At 40.9% G+C, this 24,241-nt stretch carries 20 protein-coding genes, 1 tRNA gene and 2 pseudogenes; 12 read left to right on the top strand and 11 right to left on the bottom strand.

The genetic code is table 11. The features are described 5' to 3' along the window. Window positions 1–6: 6 nt before the first annotated feature. Both recJ and BROSI_RS10005 read left to right on the top strand, forming a co-directional pair. Window positions 7–1,740 carry a single-stranded-DNA-specific exonuclease RecJ gene (recJ, locus tag BROSI_RS10010; RefSeq protein WP_052563609.1) on the top strand — a complete coding sequence of 578 codons (1,734 nt, stop codon included), beginning with the start codon at window positions 7–9 and terminating at the stop codon, window positions 1,738–1,740. Next, entirely contained in the window at window positions 1,740–2,816 is a 1,077-nt protein-coding gene (locus tag BROSI_RS10005; protein WP_052563607.1) for a Clp1/GlmU family protein, read from the top strand. The genes recJ and BROSI_RS10005 overlap by 1 nt, the downstream gene beginning before the upstream one ends. 619 nt (window positions 2,817–3,435) lie before the next feature. Here BROSI_RS10005 and BROSI_RS19845 read toward each other — a convergent pair. From BROSI_RS19845 to BROSI_RS21370, 3 genes and pseudogenes are all read right to left on the bottom strand, one after another. After that, window positions 3,436–3,663 (bottom strand): hypothetical protein, encoded by a 228-nt coding sequence (locus BROSI_RS19845; RefSeq protein ID WP_157842474.1) that lies wholly within the window; start codon window positions 3,661–3,663, stop codon window positions 3,436–3,438. Next, window positions 3,644–4,051 (bottom strand): hypothetical protein, encoded by a 408-nt coding sequence (locus tag BROSI_RS09990; RefSeq protein ID WP_157842473.1) that lies wholly within the window; start codon window positions 4,049–4,051, stop codon window positions 3,644–3,646. Before BROSI_RS09990 ends, BROSI_RS19845 begins: the two co-directional genes overlap by 20 nt. 85 nt (window positions 4,052–4,136) lie before the next feature. Then, window positions 4,137–4,593, bottom strand: a pseudogene (locus tag BROSI_RS21370) (transposase). Window positions 4,594–4,665: 72 nt separating this feature from the next. Between BROSI_RS21370 and BROSI_RS09985 the strand changes: the two are divergent. Then, window positions 4,666–5,010, top strand: coding sequence for a recombinase zinc ribbon domain-containing protein (locus BROSI_RS09985; RefSeq protein WP_157842472.1), 345 nt, complete (start codon window positions 4,666–4,668; stop codon window positions 5,008–5,010). Window positions 5,011–5,369: 359 nt separating this feature from the next. On the opposite strand, the gene BROSI_RS09980 is transcribed toward BROSI_RS09985, so the two are convergent. The 5 genes and pseudogenes from BROSI_RS09980 to gap all read right to left on the bottom strand — a co-directional run bounded on the left by BROSI_RS09980 (window position 5,370) and on the right by gap (window position 9,520). Then, a tRNA-Asn gene (locus tag BROSI_RS09980) sits at window positions 5,370–5,444 on the bottom strand. Window positions 5,445–5,470: 26 nt separating this feature from the next. Further along, window positions 5,471–6,259, bottom strand: a pseudogene (gene accD / locus BROSI_RS09975) (acetyl-CoA carboxylase, carboxyltransferase subunit beta); the annotation flags it as partial. Between the two features lie 218 nt (window positions 6,260–6,477). Beyond that, window positions 6,478–7,161: a ribulose-phosphate 3-epimerase gene (gene rpe, locus BROSI_RS09970; protein ID WP_052563595.1), complete on the bottom strand. Its 684-nt coding sequence runs from the start codon at window positions 7,159–7,161 to the stop codon at window positions 6,478–6,480. Between the two features lie 89 nt (window positions 7,162–7,250). Further along, window positions 7,251–8,477: a phosphoglycerate kinase gene (locus BROSI_RS09965; protein WP_052563593.1), complete on the bottom strand. Its 1,227-nt coding sequence runs from the start codon at window positions 8,475–8,477 to the stop codon at window positions 7,251–7,253. A gap of 41 nt (window positions 8,478–8,518) precedes the next feature. Beyond that, window positions 8,519–9,520, bottom strand: coding sequence for a type I glyceraldehyde-3-phosphate dehydrogenase (gene gap / locus BROSI_RS09960; protein ID WP_052563591.1), 1,002 nt, complete (start codon window positions 9,518–9,520; stop codon window positions 8,519–8,521). Window positions 9,521–9,899: 379 nt separating this feature from the next. On the opposite strand from gap, the gene murJ reads away from it, so the two are divergent. Further along, on the top strand, window positions 9,900–11,519 hold the full coding sequence (murJ, locus tag BROSI_RS09955; RefSeq protein ID WP_082059152.1) for a murein biosynthesis integral membrane protein MurJ: 1,620 nt from the start codon (window positions 9,900–9,902) through the stop codon (window positions 11,517–11,519). A gap of 1,603 nt (window positions 11,520–13,122) precedes the next feature. Here the strand turns inward: murJ and BROSI_RS09935 are convergent. Continuing rightward, complete coding sequence (locus BROSI_RS09935; protein WP_052563586.1) at window positions 13,123–13,659, bottom strand: REP-associated tyrosine transposase; 537 nt, start codon at window positions 13,657–13,659, stop codon at window positions 13,123–13,125. Between the two features lie 261 nt (window positions 13,660–13,920). Beyond that, window positions 13,921–15,060 carry a phosphatidylserine decarboxylase gene (locus BROSI_RS09930; RefSeq protein ID WP_052563585.1) on the bottom strand — a complete coding sequence of 380 codons (1,140 nt, stop codon included), beginning with the start codon at window positions 15,058–15,060 and terminating at the stop codon, window positions 13,921–13,923. Between the two features lie 241 nt (window positions 15,061–15,301). Here BROSI_RS09930 and rlmN point away from each other — a divergent pair, with 241 nt between their 5' ends. The 4 genes from rlmN to BROSI_RS09910 all read left to right on the top strand — a co-directional run bounded on the left by rlmN (window position 15,302) and on the right by BROSI_RS09910 (window position 19,757). After that, window positions 15,302–16,360: a dual-specificity RNA methyltransferase RlmN gene (gene rlmN / locus BROSI_RS09925; protein WP_052563584.1), complete on the top strand. Its 1,059-nt coding sequence runs from the start codon at window positions 15,302–15,304 to the stop codon at window positions 16,358–16,360. A 219-nt stretch (window positions 16,361–16,579) separates the two neighbouring features. Further along, the gene (locus tag BROSI_RS09920) at window positions 16,580–17,971 is read left to right on the top strand and encodes a TldD/PmbA family protein (RefSeq protein WP_230400673.1); all 1,392 of its coding nucleotides are present in this window, start codon (window positions 16,580–16,582) and stop codon (window positions 17,969–17,971) included. Then, window positions 17,968–19,434, top strand: a complete 1,467-nt coding sequence (locus BROSI_RS09915; protein ID WP_052563582.1) for a TldD/PmbA family protein — start codon at window positions 17,968–17,970, stop codon at window positions 19,432–19,434. The genes BROSI_RS09920 and BROSI_RS09915 overlap by 4 nt, the downstream gene beginning before the upstream one ends. A gap of 134 nt (window positions 19,435–19,568) precedes the next feature. Further along, entirely contained in the window at window positions 19,569–19,757 is a 189-nt protein-coding gene (locus BROSI_RS09910; RefSeq protein ID WP_052563581.1) for a ferredoxin, read from the top strand. 68 nt (window positions 19,758–19,825) lie between these two features. Here the strand turns inward: BROSI_RS09910 and BROSI_RS19090 are convergent, their stop codons facing one another. Continuing rightward, complete coding sequence (locus tag BROSI_RS19090) at window positions 19,826–19,963, bottom strand: large ribosomal subunit protein bL34 (RefSeq protein WP_007220107.1); 138 nt, start codon at window positions 19,961–19,963, stop codon at window positions 19,826–19,828. A gap of 373 nt (window positions 19,964–20,336) precedes the next feature. Between BROSI_RS19090 and BROSI_RS09905 the strand changes: the two genes are divergently transcribed. From BROSI_RS09905 to BROSI_RS09890, 4 genes are all read left to right on the top strand, one after another. Continuing rightward, the gene (locus BROSI_RS09905; RefSeq protein ID WP_052563580.1) at window positions 20,337–20,654 is read left to right on the top strand and encodes an HU family DNA-binding protein; all 318 of its coding nucleotides are present in this window, start codon (window positions 20,337–20,339) and stop codon (window positions 20,652–20,654) included. Window positions 20,655–20,670: 16 nt separating this feature from the next. Further along, window positions 20,671–21,138 carry a SoxR reducing system RseC family protein gene (locus tag BROSI_RS09900; RefSeq protein ID WP_052563579.1) on the top strand — a complete coding sequence of 156 codons (468 nt, stop codon included), beginning with the start codon at window positions 20,671–20,673 and terminating at the stop codon, window positions 21,136–21,138. Between the two features lie 69 nt (window positions 21,139–21,207). Continuing rightward, window positions 21,208–23,364, top strand: coding sequence for a serine/threonine-protein kinase (locus BROSI_RS09895; RefSeq protein WP_052563578.1), 2,157 nt, complete (start codon window positions 21,208–21,210; stop codon window positions 23,362–23,364). A gap of 95 nt (window positions 23,365–23,459) precedes the next feature. Beyond that, window positions 23,460–24,227 carry an Ig-like domain-containing protein gene (locus BROSI_RS09890; RefSeq protein WP_052563577.1) on the top strand — a complete coding sequence of 256 codons (768 nt, stop codon included), beginning with the start codon at window positions 23,460–23,462 and terminating at the stop codon, window positions 24,225–24,227. Window positions 24,228–24,241 lie beyond the last annotated feature (14 nt).

The following is a 24,241-nucleotide window of genomic DNA, read 5'->3' as shown; positions in this document are numbered from 1 at the left end:
AACACCATGATTAAACGGTGGGTATTTTGTCCCCCTAACAAGCCACTGCAAACAGAGCTTGCCAGCAGACTCAAAATATCGCAATTGCTGGCTCAGGTTCTTATCAATCGCGGGATCATTGATGTCGCATCTGCCAGAAGCTTTCTCCAGCCACAGATTGGGGCATTGGGAGACCCCTCTCTTCTGCCGGATATTGAAAAGGCATCCATTCGTATCAACGAGGCCGTACGGAAGGGAGAAAAAATCGTCATTTACGGCGATTATGATGTCGATGGCCTATCGGCCACGGCGCTCATGTATCGGTGCCTGGAATTGGTGGGGGCAAAGGTAAGTTACTATATCCCGGAAAGGCTGGAAGAGGGATATGGTTTGAATGCAGACGCAATTAAAAAGCTTCGGGAAGGTGGGGCAAACGTCATTTTGACGGTAGACTGCGGTATCAATGCCTGCCGGGAGGCAGATATTGCACGCACACATGGCATCGACCTGATTATTACCGATCACCATCGGCCCGGTCAGGAAATACCCAATGCCTTTGCGGTAGTCAATCCAAAATTACATGCATCCAACCATGTGTTTCATAACCTCTCTGGCGTTGGCATTGCCTTTAAGCTGGCATGGGCCATTGGGCAGCATTTTTCACCTCAGAAGAAGGTCTCTTCGGAATTCAAGGATTTCCTGCTAAGCGCTGTAGGTCTGGTGGCTTTGGGAACGATTGCTGATGTGGTGCCACTCCTGGGTGAAAACCGTATCGTTACAAAATATGGGCTGAGTGCGTTGCAATATACTGAAATCCCAGGGTTGCGAGCGCTCCTTGATGTGGCAGATATTTCTCACAGAAATCTCGATGCCTTTCATGTAGGATATCGTTTGGGACCCCGGTTGAATGCTCCAGGCCGTATAGGCAATGCAGGCATTGTCGTTGAACTGTTAATCACGAGATGCAAGGAAAGGGCCGTGGAAATTGCCAATTTTCTGGAACAGGAGAATAAAAGAAGGCAGGAAATCCAGATTGATATCATGGCGTCAGCAAGGAAAAAGGTATTACACGAATTAGACCTGGATGAAACCACCGCTATTGTATTGGCAGACGAGGGATGGCATCCAGGGGTTATTGGGATTATTGCCTCGAAAATTGTAGAAGAATTTAATCGTCCCACCGTAATGATTGCCGTTGCGGATGACATCGGTCACGGTTCCGCACGTTCCATTCCCTCATTTCATATCCTGGAGGCCCTTGAAAATTGCAGGAATAAATTACTTTCTGTGGGTGGTCATGCACAAGCCGCAGGATTAAAGATACACCCGGATAATATTGATGCCTTTCGTGAGATGCTCAATAGTATGACATCTCAAAGACTTTGCAAGACGGATCTGGTGCCCGTCCTGAATATTGATGCGGAAGTCACACTCTCCATGTTGTCCAAGGCATTGGTAACGGAGCTTGCACGCCTCTCCCCCCACGGTGAGGGAAATCCCATACCCTTATTTGCTGCTACAAATTTAAAAATTGTCGGACAGCCGCGCCGTATCGGCTCGAAAGGACAACATCTGAGTTTCTATGTTAAACAGGGAGACGCAGCCATCAGGGCAGTTGCCTTTGGTATGGGAGAGCACATGGACAGACTTAGACAAAATGGAAGGACGTGTTCAATTGCCTTTGCGGTAAAAATAAATAATTGGATGGATAATGAGCAACTGGAGCTGGAGGTTAAAGACGTAAAATTTGATAATGAATAATGGACACGATCGATATCCGGAAGGAATGGGAGCAGGCAGCAAAGCGGATAAAGCAAGACGCAAAAGTATGTATTGTCCTTGGCAAGACCGATAGCGGCAAAAGCACCCTGTGTAAGTATCTGATCCATACATGGGCGGCTTCCGGAACACGCGTGGGATATGTCGATAGCGATTTAGGCCAATCTACATTAGGCCCGCCAACAACGGTAAGTTTAAAGATTTTCAACACACCTCCGCATCAAAATAATTCTGCAAACCCCTTATATCTCCATTTTGTAGGAAATACTGCACCCGAAGGTTTTTTATTGCAGACACTTCATGCAATAAAAACGATGGTTGACAAATCCCAGCAACAAGGCTCACATATCACCCTGGTAGACACGACAGGTTTTATTGATGGGCCCGTCGCCCGCATCCTGAAACTCCATAAAATAGAAATGCTTCGTCCGCAACGGATTCTTGCGTTACAGGCAGAAGACGAGATGGAACATCTTTTGAGAGGTTACGAAAAAATGGGTTGGCAGGTTATGCGGCTGGTATGTTCGAAACACGTAGTAACCCGTTCACAGGCCGAAAGGCAGAGATACAGGAGTGAAAAATATAAAGCATATTTCAAATCGGCAAAAATCGTAGATTGCCCAATTCACAAGGTGGCATTCCCATCTTGTATTATAGGTACCGGTCAAAGGATACAACCAGCCGAATTACCAAAAGAAGCCTGCATCCATGGTATGAACCATCTCTACATGGAAAAATGTGGCACTGAACTCCTGATCATGCCAGACCACATGGACGTATCAATACCGGTCTATAAACTGAAAGGTTATTTTGGCGCTTCCTCGGTTGTACTGATTGAAAGACAACAATTAAAAGACCTTTTAGTGGGCCTCAACGACGAAAACAATACTACCCTGGGTCTTGGCACTGTTACCGATTTAGATCCTTTTGCCGGAAAAATAACACTCTTCACCCCCGTGAGCAATATTTCTAAAATTGCAACAATACGTTTGGGGGCATTGAAGATTGAAAGAGGAGAAAGGGAATATGGAAGGACACAGATTATCCAGTATTTGTAGGATAGGCTATCAATTCTAAACAACGCCTTTATGCGCAATTACTTAAGACGTTGTGTATACCTTCCTTACTACTGTAAGAAGAAAGAAGGGTCACCCATGGTTCCTTTTTTATGCGGTTTTTGGGTATTTGGTAGCCGTAGACTTCAGTCTGCGCCCTGGCATCGCGTACAATGCTCAGTTTGTCAGCTGTTCGGCTACCAAACTTGAAATTTCTGATTCTATCTGCAAGATTGAACCGGCCATAGAGTCTCGCAGTTACGGTCTGTTGCAGGGCGGAAAGCGTTTTCCCTGAAGGGGACTTTCACCCCCTCTGGCATTGTGCACTTTCAGGCGCACTAGCGCCGAACCCTTGTGGTCGGCACTTTAGTGGGAATCAACCCCGTGAGATATTGTATTGTAGTGAGTAACGGGACTTTGGAAACTTGTGAATTTTCATTGTGTCTCCTGTTCGATATCTCATAGCTAACGGGGTAAACCACCCGCACTATACGTTCCGACTTGTTCGGACTAGAATTAGACATTTATAAATCCCCTTTTTCACAAGGTACGGAGGGACCCGGAAATACCGTGTCCCTCCTCGTACCTTCCCTTTCCACAAGAAGCTTTTTTCCCATGCCTCTTATGGGGTATAGAGACCTCCGGTGTTGAAATAACTCGTACCATTCCATCCGCCCCACACAATCATCTGTGCACCCGTCCACACCGCCGTGTGCCTGAATCGGGCAGAGGGGGCGCCTGTGGTGGATGTGGCCGTCCATGTGTTTGTTGTGGGGTTATAGCGTCCGCCGGTGTTGAAATAATTCGTGCCATTCCATCCCCCCACACGATCATCTGCGAGCCCGTCCACACCCCCGTCTGCCCGATACGGGCAGACGGGGCTGGAGTAACAGTCGTTGGAGACCAGGTGTTGGGGGCGTATGATTGGGGGGCTCCTGATGCAATCTCCGGCAGGTTATAACTGTATGACTCGGCTTCCACCTCAGGGACAAACCGCTGACACTCCTTAGACCACCATTCACAAACCCTACCTTCCTCCACTCCATCACACCCACCTGCAAACTATCCTCACTCTTTCCCAGTACCTCCAACACATAAAACCGCTCACTATCCTCCTGTAAAGCGCTTACACACCTCAGGGGTATTTCCTCCTCGTTACTTACTCCAAATATTCCAGCCAACTGTCCTGTCTCCTCCTCCCACTCATCCCCCGTAAGTTCCAGGACGTCTCCATCCATAGTATCCTTCGTCTTCTCTCCGGTATTCTTGCGCGAATTCGGGGACACCATACTTAATTTTAGAGATTCTTATTTTTCTTTTGAGTCACCTTTGGCCAGGTTTCTGCTTACGGAGTATTCTACCAAGTACATTTTCAAGCCATGCCAAAAAACTGTCAGTGCCAAGAGGTCTCCCGGTTCGCTCGTAACATCGAAGCTTTTCGACTTCCTCATCCGATAGACCCTTTGAGAGCAAAACGTCCTTGCCATAGGTGTCCTCTCCAACCTTCCCGAAAGTTTACGCGACGCGTGTAGCGCCGATGCGCTTCGCCAATCGCCTGACTAAACGCCTTTTTAGAAGGCGGAACTGCAATTAGGTGTACATGGTTTGGCATCAGGCAATATGCCCATACTTCAATGTTCCAGTGCGTACCTCACTGGGACATCAAGTCTATGTATCCCTCATAATCCTCGTTGCAGAAGAATGTCTTCAAACGGCGATTTCCTCGCTGAGTAATATGGTGTGGTACTTCTGGTGCGACCACACGAGCAATTCTGGCCATGTGGACATATTAATAATTTTAAAAACAAAGCCAATAATTAAGTATGGTGTCCCCTGAATTAATTGATCGGAATTGATCCCAAGAGAGATTACAAACGACTATCTTTTAAGCGGGCTTATTTACTGTGGAAAATGTAAGGCAAAAATGATAGGGAGTTCGGCAAAATCTGGTCAACATTTTTACTATGCTTGCCATAATTACATTAAACGAGGAAAAGACATTTGCAGTGCAAGGCTCATCAAAAAGAAAGAAATTGAGCTTCTTATTATTGAACACATAAAAACTCATATTCTTACAGAGGAAAATCTGACAGAGCTTTTCAATATTGTACTTAACGAAATTAACCAGCATAAAAGAGATTCAGAGGACCAAGTTAAAATAATTGATAAACAATTGGAATTTTACAAGAAAAACTAAATAAGCTCTATTACTCCCTTGAATCTGACAAGCTCAATGTTGATGACCTTGCTCCCAGAATAAAGGAGATTAGAGGACAAATAAATACACTGGAAACGAATCGGGATGAAATTGTCGAGGAAATAAAAAATCCAAAAACTTTACCTTTTGATTTAAAGACCCTAAAAAACTATGTTCAAGACCTTTCCGACCTTCTCCATAAAAGCCCAATTGCCGAACAAAAGTCCTTCTTGAGATCCTTTATTAAAAGGATTGTTGTCAACCACCCGGAAATCAAGATTGACTATAACATTCCTATTATAAATTATAAATGAAAAAGGCAGAACCTCGGGAATAGAAGTTCTGCCTATGGGCAAAATTGGCTCCCCCGGTAGGATTCGAACCTACAACCAACCGGTTAACAGCCGGCTACTCTACCATTGAGCTACAGGGGAATCTTTTTATCTTCTCTTTCTATAAATTATTGCAGATAACTAATCATTCTGAATAATTCTTTTTTCATATCCTGACGATTGACAATCCTATCTAAAAAGCCATGCTCCAGTAAGAACTCAGCCGTTTGAAAACCCTTCGGAAGGGTACGCTTTATCGTCTCTTGAATAACCCTGGGACCTGCAAAACCTATCAGTGCCTTTGGTTCCGCTATCGTAATATCAGCCAAAGACGCAAAGCTGGCCATTACTCCACCCAAAGATGGATCTGTTAGTATCGATATATACAAACCACCAGCCCCTTGAAATCGTGCTATAGCAGCGCTCGTCTTTGCCATTTGCATAAGAGAAAAAACGCCCTCCTGCATGCGTGCGCCACCACCAGAACCTGAAATAATAATCAAAGGTAGCTTCAGTTCCATAGCTTTTTCTGCAATCCGGGCAATCTTCTCTCCAACCACGGAACCCATGCTTCCCATGATAAAAGATGGGTCGGTAATTCCAATCATCACCTCTCTCCCATTGATCTTTCCCTTTCCTACAATTGCAGCCTCTTTGAGACCGGTCTTTTGTTGCTCAGCAGCTACCCTTTCAGGGTAAGTTACCCGATCTTTAAAACTTAACGGGTCGCACGGCACCATATTAGCCCACATTTCCTCAAAGCTGTTTTCATCAACCAAAAGCTTCAACCTATCTCTGCTGAATATCCGAAAGTGATAGTTGCATTCAGGGCACACAAACATTTTTTCTTCAACAACCTTTTTAAACAGCATGCCCTTACAGCCTTCACAACGTACCCACAAACCATTGGGCATATCCTTTTTTTTCTGAAGAAAACCATTGGGAAAAACACCCCACCTGTTATAAAATTTTTTATAGGTATCTTAAAAGAGCAATTCCAATATCAGATTATTTCAAAATCCAATCCGATAAGATACGAGACTATAGTTTATAAATTTTTAAGGAAAAAACAAGTTGTTTTTTCAGCTAAGTGAACTCGTAAAAACAAGCCTTTTTAAAATTCTGATAGGAAAATTTACGCCTTTACTTTGTTATCAACCCGCTCTGCAATTTGTTTGAGGGTTTTGATTGCGGCGCATGGGTCATCAGCTTTAAAAATCGAGGAGGCAGCAACTATCACATTAGCCCCCTGTTGTACAGCCTGAGTAATCGTTTCTGTTGTAATACCGCCGTCAACTTCGATATCCATTTCATCTGGTGCGATACTGCGCAATCTTGCAATCTTTGGCAAAACCTTTGATATAAATTTTTGCCCGGCAAAACCTGGATTTACAGACATGACAAGCACCATATCCACCATCTCCAGAAGATCTTCAACCAACTCGGTCGGTGTATCTGGATTCAGCGATACACTGGCCTTTAACCCCGCATTCTTAATCAGAGAAATAATTTCTTTCGGTTTTTTCGTGGTTTCTATATGAAATGTTATCAGATCTCCATCCCCTGCCGCACCGGCAAATGCATCCACATACCGTTCAGGGTGTTCAATCATCAGGTGAATGTCTAAAGGCACCTGAGCAATACGCCTTATTCCTTCTACTATGAACGGACCCATAGTAATATTTGGAACAAAATGACCATCCATAACATCAATATGGATCAAATCTGCGCCTGCTGTTTCTACTTTTCTAATTTCATCTTCTAGTCGTACAGGATTAGCAGCGAGGATGGATGCTGCGATTTTAATTTTTGGTTGCATATTCTTAACGTCTTTTTGGTTTATTTTCCTGATTGGCAAGTGTGAGGGAAAAATACCCCCCCCTTATTTTCAGATGTTCCATATCTATGTTAAGATAACGAAGGAGAAGAGCTTCTTACGCTTCTTCTTCTATCAGATAGCGATGCAACTCCCGGGAGTTCGCCTCCTTCTAATAACTTTAGGAAAGCTCCACCCCCTGTGGAAATAAATGTTACCTCGTGCGTCTTTCCTGATTTATGAAATGCCATATCGGTATCACCGCCACCTACGATTGTTGATGCATGAGAAGTTGTTACGGCGTCTACCATAGCATATGTCCCTCGACTAAAAGCATCAAATTCAAATGCCCCCATAGGGCCATTCCAGACAATCGTCTTTGCATCTTGAAGTGCTTCAATGAACAGCTTCGTAGTGGCAGGACCAATATCAAGGGCAATCCACTTTTCCGGAATTTCCTGATAGGGAACTACCTTTGTCTCTGCCTGTCCATCAAAATTTTCCGCAACAACAAAATCCACCGGCAGATACAGTTTTGTGCCATTTTTTTTGGATATATCCATCAAATTTTTTACCACATCAAGCATGCTATCCTCAACCAGGGACTTGCCTACACCAAAACCCTGTGCCTTGAGGAAGGTGAATGCCATAGCCCCCCCAATAAGGATTTTATCCATTTTTTTGGCCAGATTTTCAAGGATCTTTATCTTGTCAGAAACCTTTGCCCCACCTAACAGAGCTACAACGGGCCGCATGGGATTATTGACTGCCTTCTCAAAATAATCTATCTCTTTCTTGAGTAAGAATCCCGCTGCTGATGGTACATATCCATCGATACCAATCATTGAGGCGTGCTTTCTATGGCAGTTCCCAAAGGCATCTTGTATTAATACATCACACAGACTGGCCAACTCCTTTGCAAAAACAGGATCGTTTTTTTCTTCACCAGGATGAAATCTCAAATTTTCCAGTACAATCACATCTCCATAGTGCATCTCCTCGATCTGTTTTTTCACCTTTGGGCCAATACAATCCTCCGCCATAATTACCTTTACCTTTTCACCGAGGAAACGCTGCAGTCGCCTTACAACTGGCTTGAGACTGTATTTAGGATTTATTTTGCCTTCCGGCCTCCCCAGATGTGAAGCTATAATTACCTTTGCTTCTTCATCTAACAAATAGTTAATAGTCGGCAATGTTGCCCTTATCCTGGTATCATCAGTAATGTTTCCTTCATCGTCTAAGGGTACATTATAATCGGTTCGAACCATTACCCTCTTTCTTCTTACTTCGATATCTTTTATAAATAATTTTTGCATGGAATTAGGTTGGTTTGATAATAATTTATTATTTTATACATTTATATACGGGCTACCAACTCGACAAGATCGACCATACGATTTGAAAAACCCCATTCATTGTCATACCAAGACACTACCTTCACCATACGTTTATCAATTACATAAGTTAATGCAGAGTCAAAGATACTCGAATGGGTATTTCCAATAATGTCGGAAGAGACGATAGGATCTTCGGTATATTCCAAAATGCCCTTTAGCTCACCTTCAGCAGCCTTTTTCATAGCAGAATTAACAGCTTCTACTGTAATATCTTTTGAAACGAGTGCAACTAAATCTGTTACCGAGCCGTTGGCAACGGGTACACGCATAGCAAGCCCATCTAATTTACCTTTCAGTGCGGGGATGACCTCTCCAATAGCCTTGGCTGCCCCAGTCGTTGTGGGAATGATATTTACCGCAGCGGCCCTTGCCCTCCTTAGGTCTTTATGGATGAGATCGCTAATACGCTGATCGTTTGTATATGCATGAATTGTTGTCATGAGACCCTTTTCAATACCAAAACTATCATTTATTACTTTTGCTAAAGGCGCCAGGCAATTCGTGGTACATGAGGCATTGGATACAATTTTATGTTCTGGTTTAAGATCTCTCGTATTAACGCCAACAACGATCGTGGCATCGATTTTGTCTTTCGCTGGCGCCGAAAGTATGACCTTCTTAGCCCCGGCATCCAGATGCTTCGCGCAATCTGCCCTGGAAGTGAATATCCCGGTCGATTCTATTACAATATCTACCCCAAGGGATTTCCACGGCAACTTCGCAGGGTCTTTCTCCATTAACAGCTTGACTTCTTTGCCATTCACCATTAATGACTTTTCTTTGGCCTCTACGCTCCCTTCAAATCTGCCATGTACCGAATCATACTTTAATAATATTGCCAGCGATTTTGAGTCGGCAAGATCGTTGATAGCCAAAACGTCAATGCCCCCTCGCTGAGTAATCGCACGAAAGACATTTCTTCCGATTCTTCCGAAACCATTTATACCAACCTTAATAGCCATAGCAACCATCCTTTTGCCAATACATATGCCTACTGTTACGAAGGAGTTAAACTAATACCACAGAAAAATAGAACTATAATAAAATGCCAAACAAGAGACAAGGTATTTTAACAGTCAGGTATAATTTGTCAAGTATTTTAATAATCCTAATAAACAGACTTTCCTTTTAAAACCAGAGGGCTTTTCTTTCGGATTTAAATATGGATTATGGTTTATTGTAAGAATCTGTGCGCCATCGTAAAAACACTAAATTACATTGAAAATATTGAAAATACCATTAAAATTGAGGAAAAGCAAAAACCGTAAAAATGCACATACATATAATTAAAGTGAAGTAGTGTAGAATTTCATAAAACTTTAAAGATTGCCAAAATTGTTTATGTCTGAATCGCACAATTTATTTCGTTCCGTAAGGATTATTAGCGTCTGCACCTTTTTAAGCCGCATACTCGGTCTTGCAAGGGACATGATATGCGCCAGCATTTTCGGGACAAGTATGGTATGGGATGCGTTTACCGTTGCATTCAAGATCCCCAATTTGTTCCGACGTCTCTTTGGTGAAGGCGCCCTCAGTGCGGCCTTCATTCCTATTTTCACAGAACAGCTCGAAAAACGTGGCAAAGAAGAAGCCCTCGTTTTTTTCAACATTGTAGCCACAGCCCTCATTATTATTTTGGGTGGTATTGTCTTCCTTGGCGAAGGATCTTTCTTTGTTATTCCAAGGGTGTTTCAGATACAGGAAAAATGGCAACTCATCCTTAAACTGCTTATTATTATGTTTCCCTATGTCTTCTTCATTTGCCTTGTCGCTTTTATGGGTGCGGTACTGAACACCCTTCGTCATTTTTTTATGCCGGCCTTTGCACCGGTTGTCATGAACGTATGCTGGATATTGGGGGCCGTTTTAGCCCCCTATACGGGAAAAGCGCTGGATAAGATGATTTATGCAGTCGCCATCTCGACCTTTCTCTCAGGCCTCGTCCAGGTAATTATTCATATTCCTACCTTACGGAAAAAAGAATTATACTACCGGTTCATTCCCAGATTTTCACATCCAGGCTTGAAATTGGTATTGACACGCATGGCGCCCATTGTCTTCGGGCTCGGCATTGTGCAGGTCAATGTTTTGCTTGACAGCCTTATCGCCGTTGGATTTTCCGCCCCCCAAGGTGGACCAGGCAGCTTCAATTTTGCAGGAATGGCCGTCCATTTCCCCATGAAGGCCGGTGCCGCCTCGGTACTCTATTACAGTGATCGGCTGATCCAATTCCCTTTAGGCGTATTCGGCATCGCCATGGCCACAGCAGTATTTCCGCTCTTTTCCACCCATGCAGTGCGAGAAGATTGGAACAATTTTTCGACTGCCTTCAACAAGGCATTAAAATTTATTCTCTTAATCGGCATTCCTGCATCAATGGCTATCATCATGCTTCGGGAACCGATCATCGATCTCCTTTACAGGAGAAATCAGTTTGATGCGGAATCCGCTTACAGGACATCACGTGTCATTCTCTTCTATGCTTTTGGGATATGGGCATACTGCGGTCTCCATGTGTTGATCCGTGCATTTTACTCCGTCAAAGATACTGTTACCCCAGTAAAGGTTGGGGCAGCGTGCGTTGGTTTGAATCTCGTTTTAAATCTTTCGCTTATCTGGGTATTGCAGGAAGGCGGCCTGGCGCTCTCTACTGCTATCAGCGCCATTGTTCAAATCGTTATTTTGACCATCATATTGCAAAAAAGGCTTTGTATTAAAATAGGAAATGAGGTTTTTGTCTCGTTACAAAAAACCGTAATTGCCTCAGTATCAATGGTCTTTGTGTGCTGGTTCGTCCTCAGGATGTTTCCTGATTTAAACGGAAGTGGGAGTCTTTATTTTAAAGGGCTTCGATTATTTGTCCCTCTGCTCTCAGCATTTGCTGCATTTGCTGGAACATCCGTCCTTCTCAAATCCGAAGAGTTTGGGCACCTAGTTAAACTATCCTTAAGAAGAATGTAATAATTGCATTTAAGATTCAAAGGAAATGCCACAATATTGATGTTAAAAGCAAGGCCTGACCTCAATCCTCTTCTTACAATAGTGTAAATCAATTGGATGAATTTTTTAAATCTGGAATTTAATTCGATCAGAAATCATCTTCTAGAGATATTACGTTTAACATTACATTTACTCTTGCCTTTTTTCTCTATAGGTGACCATAATGAGATTAAATGTCGTGGAAATTAGCGGGAAGTGGGGAAGATAAAAATTATTTAAAAAATTTTTAAAATTTCTTTACAATTTATTTATTATAATAATGGTAGCAGAAATATTACTACAATAAACAACCATTAAAAATTAATAACAAAGGAGGCTATAATGGGAAAATGTAGAAGAACGACGCGGTCCCAGGCAATTGTAAACTACCATCAAAGATAACAACAACGGATGCTATAGCCTTGTTAAAAAAGCAGGGCTATACTGTCACTAAAACAACCGTGATTAACTGGTTAAGACAGTATAACTTAGCCATTAAACCTGGTGGCAGATGGCAAATAGACAAAAATAAATTTGTAAATTTTCTTTTGGTACTGCCTATTGAAAAGGCGCGCGGCCTGTTCTTTATTTATCAAATAATGAACTCGATGAAATTGGCGTACCTGATAGAGAGCTTTGGAAAGTTGTAAGATTCGAAGGCATAGAAACTAAAGTAGTGAATTGGACCCACGAGAGGGAATGGAGAGCAAAGGGAACTTTCAAGCTGCCCAAGGAACCAACTGCTGCCTTGGTCGCCAATACTAATTTTGCCCGAAAATTAGGAGCATTAATTTCTGAACAAGGATCAAAATTTAAGGCAAAACCGAGGAGCATTATTCCTATAAATATTATTACTCAAGGTCTCATATATCTTTAATAAAATGAAAGCCTAACTTGGCTCTCAAGTGAGACGCGGCAAAAAGCTACCGTCCCCTTGGCTTTTTCATTGGCCAAAGAAAGGAAATAAAATGGCGAAATACGATGTTTTGTCAACATTCCACAACGTGTACTTGGGAAAGCAGATGTCGAATTTCAAGTTAAACAAGATGGGGTAGTATTGGGAACACTCGCTGTTTCAAATGGTTCTTTAGTATGGTTCCCCAAAAAAACCTCCTATGGGTATAAGATGGGGTGGTCAAGGTTCGCCAACTAATGCAAAATGAGGCATCCCGTTCCGAGAAAAGATAAAAGATAAATGATCTAAACAGCAAGTAGAGATGCAATCAAGACAGCAGAAACGAAAGAATGCCAAAAAGCACATACTTGGTGTCGGGTCCTTAGAATTGCTATTTGAGATTTTGAGGACACTATACTTATTTTTGGAGATTTCCATGTTTCTTTTTGTGGCCTTTTTGGATCTGGTTTCTGCCAATATGCTGGGAACTTCCTCATGCGAGAAACCTTCGGAAAGGGAATCACTCCAACGAGAGATTACTTGAATCAAACCTTTCAACTCGTTCCCAAATTTCATTTGGGAACGCAATGGCCGAGAAACTCTGTTTCGATAAACGCACGCAAAACAGAGTTTTGGATTACACCGTGTTCCCAAACGGAGTTTGGGAACAAGCAAGGAAATAAAATATTTTTACAATAATAATTCATCAATATGAATAATCGAATGGTCATTAAGATGGTAATTCCTGTAAGAACTGTAGCGCCAATGCTCGGGCGAATCAACAAGCCCACGTCTTACAGGATTGCTATGAACATATTCAACCTTTTGTCTCAGCATTTCCTCATTCAACATCAATTGCGGATGGATGCCTTCCTGCCATACCTGATAATCACTTTCTGTCTTGTATTTCTTCTTATAAAATGCAAACTGACTTAAGAGCCATTGTCTGTTATCCTGTTTTAACTGATCAATGATTTCTTTTGCAGTGAACTTCTTAAACGAAGCCAATGTGTCTGATAACTCAGGCGCCTTTACAATGAGATGTATATGATTGTCCATAATAACAAATGCAAAGAGTTTCAAGTCTTTGTGTGACTTACAATAGTTTAATGACCGTATAATTATATCGCAGTATGTACGGGATCTAAAAACTGGCATCCACTCTACAACAGTAGAGGTAACAAAATAGATACATTCCTTTTCTGTTATTTTATATCTGGTTCTCATTTTTATCCCTTGTACTGTCAGCTTGTTACCTGCTCGTTCCCAAATTTCATTTGGGAACGCAATGGGTCGAGAAACTCCGTTTCAATGGACATACACGAAACAGAGTTTCACTTGACACTGTGTTCCCAAAACGGAGTTTGGGAACAAGCAAATAAAATAAAAATCAAGCCTGACAGGGTTGACTCACAAATTTCGTGCTTCGGATTTTGTCTTTTCCAACTTGTTTGGGTAATGTGATTCCTATCACAGTCGATTCCTTAGCTATTTCATTGACTCATCTTTTAGAGAACCAATTTTTTGCCCCATTTTAACTTTTACATTGCTCACCTCATAAACAGTGTTATTAACATAGATAGGATCTATCAACCGATTCGGTTCAAACAGGAGCACAATTGCAGAACCACCATATGCAAAAAAACCTAATTCGTCACCTTTTTGAACAATATCGTTTTCCTTGCGAACGAAATTTATTGAGCTGATGTCAGCAAGGCCAACAGGGACAATGCCAACAATGCCATAGCGAGAAGTTTCCATCAAAAAGTAACCACGGCGACGTTCAAAAAAGTAATTAGTCCAATCTTGTGCGGCAAAATAGAGACCACCGGACTGTTTTACTTCAATTATTTTGCCATTAACTGGAGAATGAAAACGGTGATAATCTGATGGCATCAAAAAGCAAATTGCTCCGTCTCCGTTTAAGAACCTATTAGCCAACGTTGAATTATCTAACAATTTTTTTACATCGAATATTTCATCTTTTACTTCGAAAATTGTCTCTGTATTTAACTTTTCACGTATTTTACTAATGGTACAATCAGCCGGAGAGGTAATAATTGAGTCATCATTTGGCATGTAAATTGGCCTGGCACCTGATTTTATTTTTCTCGTAAAAAAATCGTTAAAACTTTTGAATCCGCCAGATGGAACTTCATATTCCCCTATATTAACGGTTGAATCTTCCACCCATTCTTTAATATTCCCAGCTGATTTTTCACTATCCATAAAGTTGCCTCTACCAATGACAAATTTTTCTAGCCAATCTATGAAAAGCGGTTGTCTCAATAGCATTCTAATATTTTGATTTCTTCTATAAATTTCGTTGAAGAGGTAAGAATATTTTTCAGGATTATCGGTTGTTGGGAGAAAAACAAGCCAGTCATCGAAAAAATCAAAAATATCTTCCATTTTCCTATTGTGCCAGTAGGAACCTTTCTCCTGTTCTTTTAAAGCTTTTTCCAGGTTTAGACGAAGATCATCGTTTGACTCCACAATTTTTTGTAATTCTTTAACAATAGGAGAGTGTTCAACTTGATCCTCCATGCCTGATGCATTACTTAACAGGAGCACAGAACAGTTACTGGCACAAAAAATTAACAAAAGAATTTTGTTAATTGAATTCATTTGTATCCTCCTATAGAATTCTCTATTTTATTATTGTGATTAAGAAAGAATTTATTACTCCTCAATGGCAAATTATACGAATAAATCTTTGTTTTCCCACTCAAATCTACACGATATCGGCGAAGCATATTATTCGTTGACAATAGTTGATAATATATGTTTTTATAGCGTATAATTGCGAAACAGAGAAAGGTATAAAATTGAGAAGTACGATTAATACGCGAAAGAAAAGCAACGTATTATGAATAAGACAGAAATTCTATCAATTACCGATATGTCTTTACCTGAACTTGAGGCACTCTGTACCTCAATGGGTGAACCCACATACAGGGCAAAACAAATACTTTCCTGGGTTTATGACAAAGGCGCAACAACCTTTGGCCAGATGACCAACCTGCCCAAAAATTTTCAAAAGCAACTTGCTGATCAGTGTCAGGTCTTTCAAACCAAAGTTGATACCATTACACAAACTGAAAATGACACGGAAAAATTTTTAGTTCATTTACACGACGAAAACGTGATCGAATGCGTACTTTTAAGGGAGGGGAAAAGGATTACTGCGTGCGTCTCTACACAGGTAGGCTGTGCAATGGCATGCCAATTTTGTGCAAGCGGACTCTTGGGTCTTGAAAGAAACCTTACGGCAGGCGAAATTGTTGAGGAGGCCCTCCATGTTAAAAATCATCTTCTTCCCGATGAACACCTTACCAATATTGTCTTTATGGGCATCGGTGAGCCACTGGCAAACTACGATAATGTCGTTAAGGCAATTAGGATTATGAATGCCGAATGGGGGCTAGGAATTGGGGCTCGGCACATCACCATCTCAACAGTGGGCATTATAGATGGTATCCGCCGATTGGCACATGAAGGGCTCCAAGTAAATCCAGCAATATCCCTTCACGCACCCAACGATATTATACGATCACAGATAATCCCATCGAATAAAAAAATAGGTATTAAAAACATCCTTGCAGCGGCCAGGGAATATTTTGAAGTTACCGGAAGGGACATCAGTTTTGAATATATCTTGATCGACGGCCTCAACGCATCGAAACAAAACGCAGAATCACTGTCAATGCTGCTCAAAGGAATTCAATGCAATATTAACATTCTCCCTGTTAATCCCGTCGAAGAATTTGATTGGAGACCCCCTTCCCAGGAAACGATTGAAATATTTCGCAGAACGCTGGAAAAGCATGGTCTTGTAGTTACCCTCCGAAAGAAAAAGGGCAGTCCTATTAACGCAGCATGTGGCCAACTCCGTTTGCAAAGGCATAAATTTTTATGGAAAAACTAAGAATATTTTGTTAAATAAACTTAGTCACTTTAGAATTTAGTAAAAAGGAGCATTCCCATCGCAAGTCGCATAAAAATAGAACTTATTGATAAGTTAAAAGAAACTGTCGCAAAGGTTATTCAACAGACCAGTTCTCTAAAGAATTGCAAGTACGCTGACATCCGACTTGGTATACATGAAATAAAGTACGCTCATGCCGAGAATGGCAAGGCCAAGGGAATGGGTGAAGATTCTTCTATTTCTTTTGGCATAAGGATGCTTGCGGGCGAGATGAGTGCATGGGGGTTTTATGGCCAGCCTATTGGAGAGACGGAATCCAACCCAAAAACTTTCAGCAAAATAGTCACTCTGGGAATAAACAGGGCGCATGCAAGGGCAATAGCCAACGCGAACAAAAAGGCAGAGTTCAAACCAATCGCCCCGGCACTGACAGGGGTAAATCTTGCAAAGACCGATAGCAGTCGGGATGTTATTGGCGCCGTATTTGACGAAGATCCGAGGAATGTATCTTTGAAAGAGGTCATTACCCTTTGTACAAAAATTTCTGGTGAAATGCATGGTATTTCCGAAGACGTGCAATACGCCGCCCTGGACGCGCAAACAGGTATAAGGCGAGAATTGTTTTGCAGCACCGAAGGTGCCAGCATTGACCAATCATATGCACTTACCCAGGGAACGGTAGCTGTTGTGGCACAAAAAGCAGGTGGTGTCCCTGAGGTTTGTTACGATTATCTTGGAAATCTTCGTGGATGGGAAGTTATAAAAGATAAAAACGTTTATAAACAATCGCTTGCCGATTTTGCTTTCATGCGAACACATGAAACCCTGGAACTTACAGAGGCAGATTTTCTACCCGCCACGAACGACGCTGTTGTGGTTGTAACAAATCCGCATTTTAATGCACTTTTAGTCCATGAAATTGTAGGACATCCGACAGAGGCAGACAGGGCATTGAAACTCGAAACGGCCTACGCAGGGCGATCCTGGTTATTTAGAGATTTTCATGATAACGAGTTGGGAAAACAGATTGCGTCTCCTCTTTTAAGCGCATATTCGGATCCATCCATCAATGGATATGGACATTACAAGTACGATGCGGAAGGAACTCCTGCAAAGCGGGTAAATCTTATCGAAAACGGTGTACTTAAGGAATTTATGAATGGACGTGAATACGCTGCAATACTGAACTACCCCCCAAACGGTTCTATGAGGGCAACTGAATCCAATTATGTCCCCCTTGTACGAATGACCAATACAGTCTTTGCAAACGGGAATAAATCCCCCGCAGAAATAATTGCCGAAGTGAAAGAGGGGTATTTCATTGTCAACCACCGCATCCCGTCCATTAGTGAATCCAGAGAAAATTTTCGAATTTCTGCACAAAAGGTATACAGGATAGAAAATGGGAAGCTTACAAAACTCTATCGACAAGGCGGCATTACGGCCGATTCAAAGGATTTTCTCATGAACGTCGATGCCGTGGGAAATGATTTTGCAGTCTTTCCTATCCCCAATTGCGGAAAAGGACAACCCATGCAGGTAATGCGCGTTGGGAATGGTGGGCCCACATTGCGTTCCAGGGCACGATTAACAGGACGTCAAGAATCATGATAAGTATAGAAGAACTCCAAAGTTGTGTTCGTAACGGAATAGATTTCGTCAAAAAACAGAAGGATGTTATTGATGCAGAAATCTTTGCATCCTGGAATGAACAAATAACTGTACGTCTCAATTATACATCAGACATTCCTTGCAGCGGTGTCCAAGAACCCAAATCAACGCAATTAAGCGGTATTGGTTTATTGGTTGTTTTTAAGACAGGAAAAGAAATCAAGATCGGGTTTGGCAGCGCCTCTCATACGATTACCCCAAAAGGCATTGTGGAGGCATTCAATAAGGCAAAGAAAAACAAAATCCACGATTCCGACTTTAAATCTCTGCCGGTATCTATCGGTAAACCAGTATTAGAAAACTATCACGATCCGGCAGTAATGGAAATAAGTGATGAGGCAATTATTGATTTGGGTTGGCGAGGGCTAAAAGGCGCCCTTACGGAATACAATCAAAAACATTTTATCAAATCAATTATTGTCGGCGGCGATGTTACCATCAAGAAAGAACGTATGGCCATTGTCAATACAAAAGGTATTGATGATTTCGATGAATCCACCATTCTTACAACCAACATAACCTCTATGATCGAGATGGAAAGAGTCAAAGGTACAGGATGGAATACCAGTACCCATTTATCCGGTTTTTATCCCGAAGAGGCCGGACGAGAATCGGCTGAAAGCGCAATAAGGACAATCGGGGGAGAGAGGATAGCCGCTGGGACATACAATGTTGTCTTTGGAAGACAGCCAGTGACGGATTTATTTACAAACCTTGTGATACCGGCCTTAAGCCTTTCTTCCATAAATACATCAGATACCCCTTTTCTGGGGAAATTAGGACAAAAGATTGCATCTGAATTATTAACCGTTTATGACGACGGCACCATAAAGGGCGCTATCGGGAGTAAAAAAATTTCCTGCGAGGGTATTCCTACAGGAAGAACGGACCTCATCCACAATGGTTTTCTTGTGGGTTTTCTTGCAAACAATTATCTTTCAAAAAAATTGGCGAATAAAATCGTTTCATTTACACCGAGAAATGGTTTCCGTTTTGAAAAAGGCGGAAGAAACTATACGATGCAACCCCAAATATGCCCAACGAATATTGTGATAGGAGGCAAGGAAGAAGTACCCAGTCAATCTCTATTATCGAAAATAAATGATGGTATTTATATCGGAAGAATTTGGTATACTTACCCCATCAATGGGCTTGCCGCAGGTGACTTTACCAGCACCATCATTGCCGATTCCTACTTAGTAAAGGGAGGTAAAATTGTTAAACCTCTAAAACCCAATACCGTAAGGATTAATAATAATATAACGGATATTTTGGATAAAATTATTGCTGTATCAAACGATAAAAGGCAAACAGTTGTCTGGGGAGGCGAAGAGGTTGTTCTAGCGCCGGAAATTGCAGTTCAAGATATTAAGTTAGAGAACATCTCTGACTTTATATCTTAAGGTGATTGTTGAGTTTTGATCATTATTTTTTTCAATTTCAAAGAAAGGAGACGTAACGATAATGAATCAGTAGCTTTCATTGGCAATAATTCTAATACCTTTAATTAAGATATTCAATAAAAAGGAGATTGATCATGCGAGCAAAAGTAGACGCTGATGTTTGTACTGGCTGTGAACTATGTACCCAGACGTGTCCTGAAATATTTTTCATGCAAGGCGACGTGGCTGTAGCCAAAAATATTGAAGTTCCTTCAGAACAAGAAGATGCTTGCAGACAAGCGGCTGAAGAATGTCCGGTAGAAGCAATTATAATTGAAGAGTAACGAAACAGTCAAAAATAAAAGACCTTAAATATCAGTCCTGATATTTAAGGTCTTTTTTATTCATGCTGCTAAACGTCAAGGAGCGGCCTTCTGCCAATTCTTCTTCTCCTTTTAAGGATTGCACGCCCACCCTTCGTCCGCATCCTCTTTCGAAAACCGCACATCCTTTTATGTTTTATAGAACTCTTCCTGATATTAACCTTCATAATTGCATACCTCCTCAAAATTTTAACGTAAGACACAGAAATGCAGAATTTCATTAAAATATCACATCTATCAATTTGTTGTCAAGATATTTTAAAAGAACTGCTGAATCATGATTTTCCGCGCTTATATCTTAAATTTAGAACTTTAAAAGTGTTAAAATCGTATTGACATTAATCTTTTGAATTGATAATATGTCCGCAGTTAATCATAAATATCATACCTAGAAATTAGTTAAGACTAGGAAATATTTTTTTCCTAATCTCATGCTTTAGCAGGGGGGAGATGTTTTTTTAATCTATTCACATGAATCTTTCTATAAAATTACCATTTCCGCAATAAATAATATCTATCGTCTTAAAAAGGAGAATTGTAATGCAAACAACGACAAAAAGGGACCTCTGTGAAAAGATTGCCAGAAGGACAGACAATACCCATATGGTAGTAAAAAAAACGATTCAAATGTTTTTAGACGAGATTATTGGTGAGCTAGCACAAGGTAATCGTATTGAATTACGTGATTTCGGAGTTTTCGAAATACGTCAGCGTGCTGCTAGAAAAGCAAGAAATCCAAGGACCGGAGATGTAGCTTTTGTTCCTGCTAAAAATGTGGTAGTATTTAAAGTAGGTAAATTAATGAGAGAAAAGGTTGGCAATGCAACACCAACCCAGGAGTCTACTCAGGAAACATAAAGTTATTAATACCTCAATGTTCAAACAAAAACAGGTTATCGAAAAAGGGATTATAAAATATATCAGTGGTAATCACGCGACTGTGGAAATAATAAAGCCTAATTCACAGGAATGCAAAAGTTGTGGTGTTTGTATGGGTATAGAAAACAATCCTAATCTTTTAGAAGTGAATGTATTTCCTGGTTTAGGCGTCGGTCAGCAAATAACACTAAAAATAACCGAACATTCTCCATACAAAAGCATGATACTTATTCTCATATTACCTATCGTAAACTTACTAGCAGGCTGTTTACTGGGTCAGAAATTTTACTTTATCTATCCAGGCTCACAAAACGTGAGAATGGTATCCTGCGGGTTTATTTCCTTTATATTATCTATCGTAGCTGTGAGTATCTATGACAAAAAGATAAAAAACAAAAAACACGCACGCCGAAAAATCATATCAATTGATACTCAAGACAATTATACTTTGATTACACGATAACTTGCCACTTCTCAGGCAAGAACTTATCCGGATTTTTTATCTGTATAACCGTTTTCATCAAAAATCATTATGGAAAACAGAGTAAATACAGAGTTTGGAAATCTTGCTATCTCCGAAGGATTTGCTACACCTGAACAGGTTTATATTTGCCAACAGGTTGCCAATATCTTTGAGGAAGAAGACCCAAGAAAAAGTCTCGAAGTTATCATGAAAGATCGTGGCTATATAACATCCGAACAAGAAACCTATCTTTTAAAAAAGATGGGGGTCACTGTCGTATTATGCCCCCACTGCAATGAAAGAATCAAGAAAGCCAATAACGATCCCCAGAAAACTATTGATTGCAAACGCTGTGGGAAAAAATTTGAACATGAAAAATCTTGTCAAACCAACCCACAGCAAATATCTCTCACGTCCAACAAGACGTTGGCAGCCTTTTCGCAGCAAACGTGCGATCTCTATATTGGCAAGCTATTAGGGAAAAAATATGAAATAATAGAAAAAATCGCCGTAGGTGGATGGAGTACTATATACAAAGCCAAAAGGAGGTTGCTGAATATCGATGATATTGTTGCAGTGAAAATATTACATATAAACCTAAGTGACAACCCTCAGGACATTAAGAGATTTTATAATGAAGCGGCTACTATCAGAGAATTACGACACCCCAATGCGATTCACCTATACGACTTTGACCGGGATGCAAGCGGTATAATTTACATGGCTATGGAATTTATCCATGGCAACAATTTAAAAGAAACTATAAGGAACAACGGCACATTCGACATTACAAGGATGTTAAATATTATTTTCCAAGTCTGTGATGTAATATCGACTGCACACAAACACCCCAGAAAAATCATTCATCGGGATATTACTCCTCAGAATATTATGTTGTCCAAAGTAGGGGAGGTAGATGATTTTGTAAAAGTTTTAGATTTTGGGATAGCAAAACTGCGGACACAGGACAATATATCCCTGACCGGAAGCATTGTAGGAACCCCTCTTTACATGGCACCTGAACAATGGCGAGGTGAGTGTGACGAAAGGACAGATATATATTCACTGGGGACAATTATGTATGAAATGCTGGCGGGAGAGACCCCGTTTCGGGGGGATCAGATCATGTTAATGAACAAACATTTAAATGAAAAGCCGCAACCTTTTCGAAAGTTACACAAAAATTTAAAGATTCCAAAATATCTTGAAAATATTATATTTTGTTGTTTGGAAAAAAACAAGGAGAAGAGACCACAATCAATAGATGAACTCAAATCATTATTACAAAGAGGAAAATGCAGTGCTAAGTTACAACTTGCGCATTATTCCAGAAATAATTTACTTCTTATAATTCCAACCTTCCTGTCAGTTCCCCTGGCACTCTACGTATTCCTTTTGCCAAAAGAATATAAAAAATCCAGTGCTGTTCCACACAAGAGTGTTCATATTCGTAACACCCCCGGAGAAACGGGCAGGTCCCAAAAAAATGATAACGCGATACGACAAAAACCACAAGGTGATAACTTGGGGAGTTTTTTAGATAAAGAAACGAATAAATACAAGAGGGCACAAGACCCTAGCAACAATAAAATGTCAGTCAAGGTTCCGCATCCCATTAACAGCGTAAATGCAGGTCATATTGCTGATGGGAAAAAAACTACTCATGATAATTATTTAGATACTGCTGTTGACAATATTCAAAAATATGACATTAATAAAAGCGCAAAAGGGACGCTAATAAAACCGGGCACAAAGGAAACAGTAAAAAAGGAACTATTAAGCTGGCTACGGGAGTATAAGAAGGCATGGGAAAAAGGGGATATTGAGACGCTAAAAGAGCTTGGGCATATATCTTCCGAAAAAGAAGAAGGAAAACTCCGACATCATTACCAATATGTACACGATGTTAAAGTTTCCATTCAAAATGAAATAATTGAGGTACACGATGATAACAACCACGCCACCGTCAGTTTTGACAGAACAGATGCGTGGACTGACGAGCGTGGTAATCGACACCAAAGGGTTTTACCCAGAATAACCAAAATCCTTCGTAACGAAAATAATACGTGGAAGATTACCAAAAAGACCGACGAATTGGCAAAGCAAAACCCAATATATCGGAGTATTTTGGATAATATTGCCACAAAATATGATTATTTGAGAAATAACATTACCATAACATATGATCATTTGCGGGAACAAATCAATGATCGTTTTACAAAATAAACTGAACTGCGGACTCCATGTTATATAAATATAATATTTTCCTTCTACCACTCATTTTTACTCTCGTATTTTGTCAAACTGCCTTTTCGGATAGTATGAGCGTTAGTTTTGGCTCATTTATTCTGGATGTCCAGAATAAAGGCACTGCAACTGTGAAAATTTTTGGTAATCAGGGGAATCCTTTAAGTGACATTATGGTTGTTGCAAAAAATGACAAAGAGAATATTGCCACAGTTACACCAAACAAAGGACTGACAAACTCAAATGGACAAATTTCTTTCACGATTAATGGTATATCAAACGGAATTGCAATAATAACTTTTACCGCAAATACCCTGTCGGATACCTTGCCTCTTACCGTTGTCTCAAATATCGCACCCTGCGCAATGGCTTCCAGCAGTGGCGGCGGCAGAAATAGCTTTGGTCCGAAAATGATGAACGACGGTAAAGAAAAGGATGATTGCAGTTACCATTGGGTAAAGACACGAAATGAGGTCGGGCAAAAGAAAAACGCTTGGATTCGACTCGATTGGAATAGAGCAGTTACTCTTACAAGAATGACTATTCAGACAACGGATTGTAATGAAAGTTGTGGTGAAGATTCAGATGATCCTTTCTATATAGATCCAGGCAGAAACCTCGGCAACGGATTAGTTCAATATTTAAGTGCGGATGCAATGACGTGGGTTACAGACGATGAATTTGTAAAAGAAATAGGGGACATCGAATATTCCTTTACAAAACCCATAACCACCAGAGCCATCCGTATCAGAAGAATTTCGCCTTCAGCAGGATGCAAAGGACAACAATCCAACCCCATTGTTTTTGAATGGAAAGTCTACGGAACGCCCTCCTGCAAATAAGCACTTCCAAGTGG

Source organism: Candidatus Brocadia sinica JPN1, from assembly GCF_000949635.1.
GTDB classification, from domain to species: domain Bacteria; phylum Planctomycetota; class Brocadiia; order Brocadiales; family Brocadiaceae; genus Brocadia; species Brocadia sinica.
The sequence above is the reverse complement of the archived record's forward strand: the minus strand, read 5'-3'. Positions and strand labels throughout refer to the sequence as shown.